Origin of the sequence: Pilimelia columellifera subsp. columellifera (genome assembly GCF_039532605.1) — a bacterium.
Taxonomy (GTDB): Bacteria; Actinomycetota; Actinomycetes; order Mycobacteriales; family Micromonosporaceae; genus Pilimelia; species Pilimelia columellifera.
This window is the reverse complement of sequence record NZ_BAAARY010000002.1, coordinates 39,899-52,651: the sequence shown is the minus strand read 5'-3', so window position 1 is coordinate 52,651 and position 12,753 is coordinate 39,899. Positions and strand designations below refer to the sequence as shown.

Sequence of the window (12,753 nt, the reverse complement as noted above, 5' to 3'; positions counted from 1 at the left end):
CCATACGGTGTCGTCGAACGCTCGCGCAGCCCCCGAACGGACGGCCGTTACCGTGGTCGGGTGCCTGTCGTCAGCGTCGCGTTCTGCCCGCATCCGCCCGTGCTCGTGCCCGAGGTCGCGGCCGGCGCCGCGGCGGAGCTGGCCGACCTGCGCGCCGCCTGCCTGGACGCGGTGGCCGCGCTCGCCGGCGCCGCCCCGGACGCGGTGATCATTCTCGGCGCCGGTCCGGCGAACGGCTGGCACGGGTCCGCGGCGTGCGGCTCGCTCGCTGCGTACGGGGTCCCCGGGCCGCTGCCCGGAGCCACTGTGGCCGCCCCGAACGGTCGTCGGTCGGGCGGCCGGCCGGCTGCCCATCCGTTGCCGTTGAGCCTGACCATCGGCGCCTGGCTCCTCGACCGCGCCGCCGTCGGCGTCCCCGCCTACGCCGTCGCGGTCGCCGACGGCGAACCCGCGCCCACGCTCGCCGCCGACCTGACCTCGCTGGGCGGCCGGGTGGCGTTGCTGGTCATGGGCGATGGCGCCGCCTGCCACGGCGAGAAGGCCCCCGGCTACGCCCACCCGGACGCCGCCGGCTTCGACGCCGCCGTCGCCGCCGCGATGTCCACCGGCGACGCGGCGGCGCTCCGCGACCTCGACCCGCCCACCGGCCGCCGGGTCCTGGCCGCTGGCGTCCTCGTCTGGCGGGTCGCCGGGGCGCTGCTCGACGACCGGCGCTGGTCCGGCCGGCTCCGCCGCCACGAGGCCCCCTACGGCGTGGGCTACCTGGTCGCCGACTGGCAGCAGGCATGAGCACGCCGCGGCAACGGGTGATCGCGGTGGTCGGCCCCACGGCCGCCGGCAAGTCTGAGCTGAGCCTGCGGCTCGCCGAGGCCCTCGACGGCGAAGTCGTCAACGTCGACTCCATGCAGCTCTACCGGGGCATGGACATCGGCACCGCCAAGCTGTCGCCGGCCGAGCGCCGAGGCGTCCCACACCACCTGCTCGACATCTGGGACGTCACCGAGCGCGCCAGCGTCGCCGAGTACCAGCGTCTGGCCCGGACCGCCGTCGACGACATCCACGCCCGCGGCCGGACCCCGCTGCTGGTCGGCGGCACCGGCCTGTACCTGCGGGCCGTGCTGGAGGACTTCCGGTTCCCCGGCACCGATCCGCAGGTCCGCGCCGCGCTGGAGGCCGAGCTGACCCAGATCGGCCCCGCGGCGCTGCACGCCCGCCTGACCGAACAGGACCGGGCGGCCGCCGCGGCGATCCTGCCCAGCAACGGGCGACGGATCGTGCGGGCCCTCGAAGTCATCGCCATCACCGGCCGGCCCTTCGCCGCCAGCCTCCCCGATCCGGCGCCCGTCTACCCGTCGACGATCATCGGCGTCGACCGCGACCCGGCCGAGCTGGACGAACGGGTCGCCGCGCGGGTCGACCTCATGTGGCGAGCGGGCCTGGTCGAGGAGGTACGGACGCTGGTGGCCCGGGGCCTGCGCGATGGCCGCACCGCCAGCCGGGCGCTGGGCTACCAGCAGCTCCTGGCGGCGTTTGCCGGGGAGCACGACGAGGACGCCGCCCGGGACGAGACCGTCCGGGCCACCCGGCGCTTCGTGCGCCGGCAACGGTCCTGGTTCCGACGCGACCAGGCCATCGTATGGCTGGACGCGGCCCGCGCCGACCTCGCTGAGGCGGCGCTCGCCGCGTTGGCCGACCGGACAGGTGCGGTCCCTGGCCCCGTTGGGCGATGATGTGGCCATGGGCCAGCACAGCGTCGCCGAAGGCAAGGGAACCGACGGCGTCATCGGCATCGACGGCGTCCCGTTCGCGAAGGGGCACGGCGCCGGGAACGACTTCGTTATCCTGCCCGATCCCGATGGCGCCCTGCCGCTGACCGCGGCGCAGGTGGCCGCGCTGTGCGACCGCCGGCGAGGCATCGGCGGCGACGGCCTGCTGCGGGTCGTGCGCTCGGCCAAACACCCGGACGCCGTCGCCATGGCCGGCGAGGCCGAATGGTTCATGGACTACTGGAACGCCGACGGCACCCAGGCCGAGATGTGCGGCAACGGTGTGCGCGTCTTCGCCCGCTACCTCATCGAATCCGGCCTGGTCGGCTGGCCGTCGGGCGACCTCAGGGTCGCGACCCGTTCCGGGGTCGTCCCGGTGCGCGACGATGCTGCCGGCCTGGCTGCCGGCCTGGCCCCGCCGCGCCTCGGCGGTCCGGCCACCGCCGCCGTCGCCGGTCGCGAGCTGGACGGCGTCGCCGTCGACTGCGGCAACCCGCACCTGGTCTGCGCGCTGCCCGACGCCGAGGACCCCGCCGTGCTCGACCTGACCGCCGCGCCCACCCTCGACCCGGAGACCTTCCCGACCGGGGCGAACGTCGAGTTTGTCGCGGCTGCCGAGCCGGTCGACGGCGCCGACCTGTCCGTGCGGATGCGGGTGCACGAACGCGGCGTCGGCGAGACCTTGTCCTGCGGCTCCGGGGCGTGCGCGGTGGCCGCGGCGGCGCTCGCCGACACCGGCCGCGACACCGGCGTCGTCGCGGTCCATGTGCCAGGCGGCCGGCTCACCGTCACCGTCGCCGACGAGGCGTGCTGGCTCGCCGGGCCGGCGGTCATCGTCGCCGCCGGGGTCGTCCACCTGGGTTGACGCCATCGCGACCGCCTCAGACGCCGCGGCGCTGGCAGCCGAGGCCGCCGCCAACGCCGACTGGTCAGCGCTTGGGGGCCGCCGCCCGTACCGCCGCCGCGACCGCTGGCGCGACCCGGGCGTCGAACACACTGGGCACGATCACCGACGGGTTGAGCTTCTCCTCGCCCACCACGTCCGCGATCGCGGTGGCCGCCGCCAGCGCCATCTCCTCGGTGAACTCCTCGGCGTGCGCGTCGAGCATCCCCCGGAACACCCCCGGGAACGCCAGCACGTTGTTGATCTGGTTCGGCTGGTCGGAACGGCCGGTGGCGACGACCTTGGCGTGCTTGCGCGCCTCCCGAGGGTCGACCTCGGGGTCCGGGTTCGCCAACGCGAACACGATCGCGTCCTCGGCCATCGCGGCGATGTCGTCGCCGGTCAACAGATTCGGGGCGCTGACCCCTATGAACACGTCCGCGCCGCGCAGCGCCCCCGGCAGATCACCCTCGTAGCCGTCGCGGTTGGTGTTGTCGGCCAACCACTGCCAGGACGGGCTCAGATCCTCCATCTTGCGGTGCAGCGCCCCCCGGCGGTCGTACGCGATGACGTCGCCGACGCCCTGGCGCAACAGCAGCTTCATGATCGCCGTGCCGGCGGCGCCCGCGCCGGACACGACCACCTTCACATCGGACATCCGCTTGCCGACCACCCGCAGCGCGTTCGTCAACGCCGCCAGCACGCAGATCGCGGTGCCGTGCTGGTCATCGTGGAAAACCGGGATGTCGAGAAGGTCGCGCAGCCGCGCCTCGATCTCGAAGCAGCGCGGCGCCGCAATGTCCTCCAGGTTGATCCCCCCGTACGCCGGCGCGATCGCCCGGACGATCTCCACGATCTGGTCGGTGTCCTGGGTGTCCAGCACCACCGGCCACGCGTCGACGCCGCCGAAGCGCTTGAACAGCGCCGCCTTGCCCTCCATCACCGGCAGTGACGCCGCCGGCCCGATGTTGCCCAGCCCCAGCACCGCCGACCCGTCGGTGACCACCGCGACCGTGTTCCGCTTGATCGTGAGTCGACGGGCGTCAGCGGGATTCTCGGCGATCGCCAGACACACCCGGGCCACCCCGGGGGTGTAAGCCCGCGACAGCTCATCCCGGTTCCGCAGGGACACCTTCGGGTTGACCTCGATCTTGCCGCCGAGGTGCAGCAGGAACGTCCGGTCGGAAACTTTCCGGACCTGCACCCCCTCCAGATCGTTGATCGCGGCGACCACCTGGTCGGCGTGGCCCGAGTCAGCTGTGTCGCAGGTGATGTCGACGATCACGCTCACATGGTCCGAGTCGACCACGTCAAGGGCGGTCACGATCGCGCCCGACTCGCCCACGCAGGTGGTCAGGCGGCCGATGGCGGAGCTGTCAGAGGTCACACTTGCCCGGATGGTGATAGAGAATCCGGCGCTCGGCAGGCGGCTGGTCATAGTGCTCATTTGTACTCCCCGCGTTCCATCGACCCGCGTGCCGTATCCGCGGCGTCGGAAAGCCAGGTGCGGCGCCCCGACAAGGCGTGCGACGATTGAATCCTCCTGAACGCCCACACTCCTGGAGCGAATTTGCGAAACCGTACGGATCCCGCGCCCGAGTTCGCCGAGCAGCTCGAGCTCACCGGTGGCGACCTGGAGCTGGCCGAACGGCACGCCCTGCGTCGAGTGGCCGGTCTGTCCACCGAACTCACCGATGTCACCGAGGTCGAGTACCGGAAGCTGCGCCTCGAACGTGTGGTGCTCGTCGGGGTCTGGGCCGACGGCAGCATCACCGACGCCGAGAACTCCCTCACCGAGCTGGCGGCGCTCGCCGAGACTGCCGGCTCGCAGGTCCTCGAAGGCGTCATCCAGCGCCGCAGCCGCCCGGACTCCTCCACCTATGTCGGCCGGGGCAAGGTCGAAGAGCTGCGCGCCGTCGTCGATGACACCGGCGCCGACACCGTCATCTGCGACGGCGAGCTCTCGCCCTCGCAGCTGCGGAACCTGGAACAGGCCGTCAAGGTCAAGGTGGTCGACCGCACCGCGCTGATCCTGGACATCTTCGCCCAGCACGCCAAGAGCCGAGAGGGCAAGGCCCAGGTCGAGCTGGCCCAGCTCCAGTACCTGCTGCCGCGGCTGCGCGGCTGGGGCGAGAGCCTCTCCCGGCAGGGCGGCGGCGCCGGCGGCTCCGGTGGCGGCGTCGGCACCCGCGGCCCCGGTGAGACGAAACTGGAGACCGACCGGCGACGGATCAACCAGCGGATCTCACGGCTGCGCCGCGAGATCAAGGGCATGAAGACCGTCCGGCTGACCAAACGCGCCAACCGGTCCCGTAACGCCCAACCGACGGTAGCGATCGCCGGCTACACCAACGCCGGCAAGTCGAGCCTGCTGAACCGGATCACCGGCGCCGGCGTACTGGTGGAGAACGCGCTGTTCGCCACCCTGGATCCCACCACCCGCCGGGCGCAGACCACCGACGGCCGTTGGTACCTGCTCTCCGACACGGTCGGTTTCGTACGACACCTGCCGCACCAGATTGTGGAGGCGTTCCGGTCCACCCTTGAAGAGGTCGCCGCGGCGGATCTGGTCCTGCACGTCGTCGATGGTTCGCATCCGGACCCGGAGGAGCAGGTCCGTGCCGTCCACGAGGTGCTCGCCGACGTCGACGCCGGGGCGCTGCCGGAGCTGCTCGTCATCAACAAGACCGACGCGGCCGACCCGGAGACGTTGCAACGGCTCAAGACGCTGTGGCCGGATGCGGTGTTCGTCTCCGCCCGTACCGGCGCCGGCGCCGCTGAGCTGCGGGAGGCCATCGACCGGCTGCTGCCCCCGCCGCCGGTGGAGCTGGAGCTGACGATCCCGTACGACCGGGGCGATCTGGTCGCCCAGGTGCACGCCAACGGGGAGATCGTCGCGTCCCGGCACACCGAGTCCGGCACCTGGCTGCATGCCCGGGTCGGCGAGGGCTTGGCGGCGGCGTTGGCGCCGTATCGCGACTGATTTTGGCCGCGCCCCGGCACGCCGCGTCGGGGCGCGGCGCCAATCGGGTGACGTGCGACACTGACCGAATGCGCTCAGTGCCTCATCTGATCACGACCGGCGCCAGGGTCGCTGTCGCCGTCGCCGCCACGCTGGTCGCAGCGGCAGCCGGATCATTCGCGGGTGCTCCCGCGGTCGCTGGCGCGGGCCTGGCCGCTGTCGCGGAGGCGGGCACGAAGTTGTGCGCCATCAACGACGAGCGCACCGTCGAACTGTCCGGGCTGGTCGCCACCGCCAGCGGGTACGTCGCGGTCAACGACGGCAGTGATCTTGAGGAGCGCAAGCGGGTCTTCCTCCTCGACCGCAAGTGCAAGGTCATCGATGCTGTTCCGTTCGCCAGCGAACCCCGTGACCCGGAGGACCTGGCTCTCTCACCGGACGGCAAGACGCTGTGGATCGCCGACACCGGCGACAACACCGCCGACCGCGACCGGGTCGCGTTGTGGCGGATGCCTGTCACCGGCGGCAAGCGCCCAGAGATCTTCCGGCTGCGGTACCCCGACGGCGCCCGGGACGCCGAGGCCCTCCTCATCGCCAAGGACGGTACGCCGCACCTCATCACGAAGGGCGCCAAGGCGCTGATCTACCGCGCCGCGGGGCCGCTGGTGAAGGGCCAGGAGACGCCGCTGGTCCAGGTGGGTCAGCTTGACCTGCCGCGCACCAACACCAGCAACCCGCTGGGCATGATCGGTCGGATCACCGTCACCGGCGCCGCCAGCGCTCCGGACGGCAACCGGGTGGCGCTGCGCAGCTACGCCGACGCCTTCGAGTTCGATGTGCCCGACGGCGACCTCGTGAAGGCGCTGACCACCGGTAGGCCAAGGGTCACCCCGCTGCCCGACGAGCCCTGGGGCGAAGCGATCAGCTACAGCCCTGATGGCGCCAGGTTCGTGACGGTGTCGGAGACAGCGCAGTCGCCGGGCGTCGACCCGGTGTTGCGCGCCTACGACCAGGCGACGGTCCTGGCGACAGCCCCGCCAGCGGCGAAGCCTGCTGGCGACGAGCGGTCGATCCTGTCGACCTTGAGTCTGAGCGACCTGACGACGCTGGTGAGCGCTGTCGGCGGGGTCGGCCTGGTGTTGGTGGCGCTGGGCGTAGTCGGCATCGTCCGGTCCCGCCGCGCCGCAGCCGCCGAACCGACGGTGCCGCGTCCGGCAGGGCCGGCCCGGGCCGGGAGGTCCGGCGCCGGCCGGAAGAAGGGGCAGGCGTCGGGCACACCGGCGACGAGAGCCACGTCGACGCCATCGCCGGTGCCGCCTGAGGACGCCGCTGGCGTCTGGCCGTCGGGCAAGGCGGGTGCCACCGGGGGTTCAGCCGGTGGCCGCACGCGTGGCGGGGTCTACGGCAAGCCGATGACGGCGAAGCCCGACCGCGACGTCACCGCTGACGGTGGCCGCCGCTGACGCGGCGGCCCAGGCGAAGCTGGTGCGGCGCTACCAGTTTCGGGCTGGTCAGATCCGACGCAGGACGGTGACGACCCGCCCCAGGATGCGAGCCTCGTCGCCGGCGATCGGCTCGTAGGCGGAGTTCGCCGGCATCAGCCAGACCCGGCCGTCCCTCGGCCGGTAGGTCTTGACGGTGGCCTCGCCGTCGATCATGGCGGCGACGATGTCGCCTGAGTCCGCGTTGGGCTGCTGGCGCACCACCACCCAGTCACCGTCGCAGATCGCGGCTTCGATCATCGAGTCGCCGTGCACCTGGAGCACGAACAGGTCGCCCTCGCCGACCAGCTCACGCGGCAGCGGGAAGACGTCCTCCTGCGACTGCTCGGCGAGAATCGGGGCCCCGGCTGCGATCCGGCCCAGCAGCGGCACGAAGGCGGGAGTCGGCGGACCCATGGTGTCGGCGGGCTCGGCGACACGGGTGTCCGGAAGCCGGACGTCGACGGCGCGTGGCCGATTGGCATCGCGCCGGAGGTAGCCTTTGCGCTCCAGCTCCTTGAGCTGATAGGCAACGCTGGACGGCGACACCAGCCCGACGGCCTCGCCGATCTCCCGGACGCTCGGTGGGTAGCCGCGTCGGTCCACCCAGTCGCGGATGGTCTCCAGGATGCGCTGCTGCCGTCCGGTGAGGTCAGCGAGCGCCTCCCCGCCGACCGCGGCGAGCGGACGAGGGCTGGCGAGGGCGCGCGCTGCTCGGCGGCCGGCGCGGGCTGGCGGGCGGGCGGCCCGGCCGCCACGGTCGGCACCGCTCCGGTCGGCGTCGCCTCGTTCGCTGTCGCCCACGTCCCGATCCCTCCGTCGCCGCCGCCGCTTCTGTACGCGAAACGTCATTGGTGACCGTAGCTGGCCGAGCGGGGCTTTTCAAACATGTGTACGACGAACCGGGCGCGCTGGGCCCGACCACCGCGAGCGGGCCGGTGCGGCGCCCAGGGTGAGACCTGGATAGCCCGGCGTGTCGAACGCCGTGTCGACTTGCACAGCGCCCTCGGTGAGGTTTACCGTCACCCCCACATGTAGTAGTTGCAGCCATGTAACTCGCCTACCTGTTGGGTCCCGGCGGGGGATAGCTCGTAGGGACAGGGTAGCGTGTCGGCCGGTCGGCCAAGGAACGGAGAACAGCGTGCGGTGTCCGTACTGTCGGTTTTCCGACTCCAGGGTCGTCGACTCCCGTGAGGTGGACGACGGCCAGTTGATCCGCCGCCGCCGCTCCTGCCCCGAATGCGGCAAGCGGTTCACCACGGTCGAGGAGGCCATCCTCGCGGTGGTCAAGCGCAGCGGGGTGACCGAGCCGTTCAGCCGGGCCAAGGTGATCAGCGGGGTCCGCAAGGCGTGCCAGGGCCGGCCGGTCGACGACGACGATCTGGCCGTGCTGGCCCAGAAGGTCGAGGAGTCGATCCGGGCCCGGGGCACCGCCGAGATCCCCAGCAACGAGGTGGGCCTGGCCATTCTGGGCCCGCTACGCGACCTTGACGAGGTGGCCTACCTGCGGTTCGCCAGCGTCTACCGGTCGTTCGAGTCGCTGACGGACTTTGAGCACGAGATCGCGACGCTGCGGGCCGCCGCCGTCGCCAGAGCCGAAACCGGACGCCAGCCGGCCGGTGGCCGCACCTCCTAGAACCACTCCAACCACCATCACCACCACGCGGCGAGCGGGCCGCGGGCAGCCAAGGGGGAATTTTGGCCGGGGAAGGCACCATCAAGGGTCGGGCGCGGGCGAACGGCGCCACACCGTCGAGCGGCAGCGGGGGGCTGCGTATCGAGCGGGTATGGACGACCGAGGGCGTGCACCCGTACGACGAGGTCGCCTGGGAGCGCCGTGACATCGTCATGACCAACTGGCGTGACGGCTCGATCAACTTCGAGCAGAAGGGCGTGGAGTTCCCGGACTCCTGGAGCGTCAACGCCGCCAATATCGTCACCACCAAGTACTTCCGTGGCGCGGTCGGCACCCCGGAGCGGGAGTGGTCGCTCAAGCAGCTCATCGACCGGGTGGTCAAGACCTACGCCAGCGCCGGGCGTCAGGAGGGCTACTTCGCCACGCCCGCCGACGCCGACGTCTTCGAGCACGAGCTGACGTGGATGCTGCTGCACCAGGTGTTCAGCTTCAACTCCCCGGTCTGGTTCAACGTCGGCACCAAGAGCCCGCAGCAGGTCTCGGCGTGTCTGCCGTACGACTCGCTGGTCAGCACCCCGGCGGGAATGGTCCCGATCGGAAGGCTGGTCGAGGACAACGCCATCGGGACCAAGATTTACGACGCCCACGGCCTGACCCGGATCCTGGCCGTCAAGGCCAACGGCGTCCGTGACGTCATCCGGCTGCACACCAAGGCCGGCTACACCCTCGACGTCACCCCGGACCACACGGTGTGGAAGAGCACCGGCACAGGAGCCGGCAAGTGGGCCGAGGCTGGCACGCTCCAGCCGGGCGACATGCTCGAATGGCACCGCACCACGGCCTACGGCGAGGCCGAGATCGACCTCCGGGAGATCCGCGAGGCGGCGCTGGCGGGCTGGCTGCAGTCCGACGGCTTCGTCGGTCAGTACGACCACGGGACGAACCGCTCGCTGACGATCGAGGCGATCACCGTCAACGACGACGAGCTCAGCTGGGTCACCCGGATGCTCGACGAGGTGTTCGGCGACGCCCACCGCCACGAGCGCACGGTCACCCAGGACGCCGCGCTCGACTGCCGGCGGACCAGGCTCTACGGCGAGCACCTGCGTCCGTTCGTCGACAAGTGGAACCTGCTCGTCCGGGGCGCCGAGATGGACATCCCGCAGCAGCTGTTCACCGCGCCTTTGCCGGTGGTGACGGCGTACCTGCGCAGCCTGTTCCAGGCTGAGGGATACGTCTCGCCCCGGCAGAGCTCGACGCTGCTCGGGCTAGACATGATCTCCGAGAAGCTCATCCGCGGCGTGCAGAGCCTGCTGCTGCGGTACGGCATCTTCGCCCGGGTGTCGTTCAAGCCCGACGACCGTGGCAACCGCAACGGCATCTGGACGCTGCGCATCCAGAACGACGGCGACCGGGACCTCTTCGCCACCGCCATCGGTTTCATCGGCGCCGAGAAGATGGCCAAGCTGGAGGCCAGTTTCGGACTGCCTGGCCGGCGCGCGGCTGAGGTCAAGCGCCTGACCATCGACCGCATCGAGCCGCTCGGCCAGCTGGAGGTCTATGACATCCAGACCGAGAGCGGCGAGTTCCTGGCCGGCAGCCTGCGCGTGCACAACTGCTTCATTCTCTCCGTCGACGACTCCATGGACTCCATCCTGGAGTGGTACAAGGAGGAAGGGTTGATCTTCAAGGGTGGTTCCGGCTCCGGAGTCAACCTGTCCCGGATCCGTTCCTCCCGTGAGCTGCTGTCCTCTGGAGGCACCGCCTCCGGCCCGGTCAGCTTCATGCGCGGCGCGGACGCCTCCGCCGGCACCATCAAGTCCGGCGGCGCCACCCGGCGCGCGGCCAAGATGGTCATCCTCGATGTTGACCACCCGGACATCGAGGAGTTCGTCCAGACGAAGGCCCGCGAAGAGGACAAGATTCGCGCGCTGCGGGACGCCGGCTTCGATATGGACCTCGGTGGCAGCGACATCGTCAGCGTCCAGTACCAGAACGCCAACAACTCGGTCCGGGTCTCGGACGAGTTCATGAAGGCGGTCGAGGGCGGCGCGACGTTCGACCTGCTTGGCCGGCTCGACGGCGACGTGATCGACACCGTCGACGCGCGCGGCCTGTTCCGGAAGATCGCCAAGGCGGCGTGGGAGTGCGCGGACCCCGGCCTACAGTACGACGACACCATCAACGATTGGCACACCAATCCGGAAACTGGACGAATCACAGCGTCTAATCCGTGCAGTGAATATTTGTCTCTTGACAATTCGTCGTGCAATTTGGCGTCATTGAATCTCATGAAATTCCTCAAAGCCGATAACGGCTTCGAGGTGGACAAGTTCGTCAAGTCCGTCGAGCTGGTCATCACCGCGATGGACATCTCGATCTGTTTCGCCGACTTCCCGACCGAGAAGATCGGCGACACCACCCGCAAGTACCGGCAGCTCGGCATCGGCTACGCCAACCTCGGCGCGCTGCTCATGGCCTCGGGCCTGCCGTACGACTCGGAGCAGGGCCGGGCGGTCTCCGCGGCGATCACCTCCCTGCTCACCGGCGTCTCCTACCGGCGCTCGGCGGAGCTGGCCGGGATCGTCGGTCCGTACGAGGGCTACGCCCGGAACGCCGCTCCGCACCAGCGGGTCATGCGCAAGCATGCCGCGGCGAGCGAGTCGGTCAAGGCGGCGACCGGCGTGGCCGGCGACATTCTGCGTGCGGCCAACGCCAATTGGCAGAATGGCAACAAGATTGGCGAGAAGAACGGCTGGCGAAACGCCCAGGCCAGTGTGTTGGCGCCCACTGGCACTATTGGCTTAATGATGGATGTCGATACGACTGGCGTTGAGCCGGACCTGGCATTGGTCAAGTTCAAGAAGCTCGTCGGCGGCGGCTCGATGCAGATCGTCAACCAGACCGTGCCGCGCGCCCTGCGTGCCCTGGGTTACCAGGAGGAGCAGGTCGAGGCGATCGTCGAGTACATCTCCGAGCACGGGCACGTCGTCGACGCCCCCGGTCTGAAGACCGAGCACTACCCGGTCTTCGACTGCGCCATGGGCGACCGGTCCATCGCCGCGATGGGCCATGTGCGGATGATGGCCGCGGTGCAGCCGTTCCTGTCCGGCGCCATCTCCAAGACGGTCAACGTCCCCGAGACGGCGACCGTCGAGGACATCGAGAAGGTGTACTTCGAGGGCTGGAAGCTGGGCCTCAAGGCGTTGGCGATCTACCGGGACAACTGCAAGGTTGGGCAGCCACTGTCGGCGGCGAAGTCCGGTGGCGCCAGCAACACCACCAACACCCCGGTCGAGTCAGCCGAGAAGGCCGTGGAGAAGGTCGTCGAGTACCGCCCGGTGCGTAAGCGGCTGCCGAAGAAGCGTCCGTCCGAGACGGTCTCGTTCTCGGTCGCCGGCGCCGAGGGCTACCTCACCGCGTCGTCCTACCCGGACGACGGTCTCGGCGAGGTCTTCCTCAAGATGTCCAAGCAGGGTTCCACCCTGGCCGGCGTCATGGACGCCTTCTCGGTGGCGATCTCCATCGGCCTGCAGTACGGGGTGCCGCTGGAGACGTACGTCAGCAAGTTCACCAACATGCGCTTCGAGCCGGCCGGCATGACCGACGACCCGGACATCCGCATGGCGGCCTCGGTGATGGACTACATCTTCCGTCGCCTGGCGCTGGACTTCCTGCCGTTCGAACGCCGCAGCGAGCTGGGCATCCTCACCGCCGCGGAGCGGGCCGCCCAGTTGCGGGCCGAGGCGGCCGGCGAGGACATCGACCTGGCCGCGATGGCCGCGTCGGCGCCGATCGAGAAGCCGCGGCAGGTCGAGGCGCCGGCCACGCCGACGCCGGTGGGCGCCAGCACGGACCTGCTGGAGCTGGGGCAGAACAAAGCCGCCGACGCGCCGCTGTGCTTCACCTGCGGAACGACGATGCGTCCGGCCGGCAGTTGCTACGTCTGCGAAGGCTGCGGCTCGACCTCGGGTTGCAGCTAGCGCCGTCGCGGGCCAGGCGGCCCGCGTGACGCGCTGAGCCGG

7 protein-coding genes and 4 pseudogenes are annotated in these 12,753 nt (G+C 70.6%); 9 read left to right on the top strand and 2 right to left on the bottom strand.

The annotated features are described in order from the left end of the window. Nucleotides 1–60 precede the first annotated feature (60 nt). Genes ABD287_RS03200 through dapF form a run of 3 tightly spaced genes read left to right on the top strand, consistent with a single transcriptional unit; the run spans nucleotide 61 to nucleotide 2,631 of the window. Nucleotides 61–789 (top strand): class III extradiol ring-cleavage dioxygenase family protein, encoded by a 729-nt coding sequence (locus ABD287_RS03200; RefSeq protein WP_344167909.1) that lies wholly within the window; start codon nucleotides 61–63, stop codon nucleotides 787–789. Continuing rightward, nucleotides 786–1,730: a tRNA (adenosine(37)-N6)-dimethylallyltransferase MiaA gene (gene miaA / locus ABD287_RS03195; protein WP_344167906.1), complete on the top strand. Its 945-nt coding sequence runs from the start codon at nucleotides 786–788 to the stop codon at nucleotides 1,728–1,730. Before ABD287_RS03200 ends, miaA begins: the two co-directional genes overlap by 4 nt. A 7-nt stretch (nucleotides 1,731–1,737) precedes the next feature. Then, complete coding sequence (gene dapF / locus ABD287_RS03190; protein WP_344167903.1) at nucleotides 1,738–2,631, top strand: diaminopimelate epimerase; 894 nt, start codon at nucleotides 1,738–1,740, stop codon at nucleotides 2,629–2,631. A gap of 76 nt (nucleotides 2,632–2,707) precedes the next feature. On the opposite strand, the pseudogene ABD287_RS03185 reads toward dapF, so the two are convergent. Then, nucleotides 2,708–4,087: pseudogene (locus ABD287_RS03185) on the bottom strand (NAD-dependent malic enzyme); the annotation flags it as partial. Nucleotides 4,088–4,219: 132 nt separating this feature from the next. Between ABD287_RS03185 and hflX the strand changes: the two are divergent. Beyond that, complete coding sequence (hflX, locus tag ABD287_RS03180; RefSeq protein WP_344167900.1) at nucleotides 4,220–5,632, top strand: GTPase HflX; 1,413 nt, start codon at nucleotides 4,220–4,222, stop codon at nucleotides 5,630–5,632. 68 nt (nucleotides 5,633–5,700) lie between these two features. Then, entirely contained in the window at nucleotides 5,701–7,074 is a 1,374-nt protein-coding gene (locus ABD287_RS03175) for an SdiA-regulated/phytase-like domain-containing protein (protein WP_344167897.1), read from the top strand. A 48-nt stretch (nucleotides 7,075–7,122) separates the two neighbouring features. Here the strand turns inward: ABD287_RS03175 and lexA are convergent, their stop codons facing one another. Further along, nucleotides 7,123–7,896, bottom strand: coding sequence for a transcriptional repressor LexA (gene lexA, locus ABD287_RS03170; RefSeq protein ID WP_344167894.1), 774 nt, complete (start codon nucleotides 7,894–7,896; stop codon nucleotides 7,123–7,125). Nucleotides 7,897–8,233: 337 nt separating this feature from the next. On the opposite strand from lexA, the gene nrdR reads away from it, so the two are divergent. From nrdR to ABD287_RS18505, 4 genes and pseudogenes are all read left to right on the top strand, one after another. Beyond that, complete coding sequence (gene nrdR, locus ABD287_RS03165) at nucleotides 8,234–8,728, top strand: transcriptional regulator NrdR (protein WP_344167891.1); 495 nt, start codon at nucleotides 8,234–8,236, stop codon at nucleotides 8,726–8,728. An 80-nt stretch (nucleotides 8,729–8,808) separates the two neighbouring features. After that, nucleotides 8,809–9,276: pseudogene (locus ABD287_RS18515) on the top strand (vitamin B12-dependent ribonucleotide reductase); the annotation flags it as partial. Then, nucleotides 9,277–10,155 (top strand): annotated as a pseudogene (locus tag ABD287_RS18510) (LAGLIDADG family homing endonuclease); the annotation flags it as partial. 177 nt (nucleotides 10,156–10,332) lie between these two features. Beyond that, nucleotides 10,333–12,711, top strand: a pseudogene (locus ABD287_RS18505) (vitamin B12-dependent ribonucleotide reductase); the annotation flags it as partial. Nucleotides 12,712–12,753 lie beyond the last annotated feature (42 nt).

What these genes read in the sequence shown, in the direction of transcription:
- miaA (WP_344167906.1), top strand. Translation starts at nt 786, where the DNA reads ATGAGCACGCCGCGGCAACGGGTGATCGCGGTGGTCGGCCCCACGGCC.
- dapF (WP_344167903.1), top strand. Translation starts at nt 1,738, where the DNA reads ATGGGCCAGCACAGCGTCGCCGAAGGCAAGGGAACCGACGGCGTCATC.
- ABD287_RS03175 (WP_344167897.1), top strand. Translation starts at nt 5,701, where the DNA reads ATGCGCTCAGTGCCTCATCTGATCACGACCGGCGCCAGGGTCGCTGTC.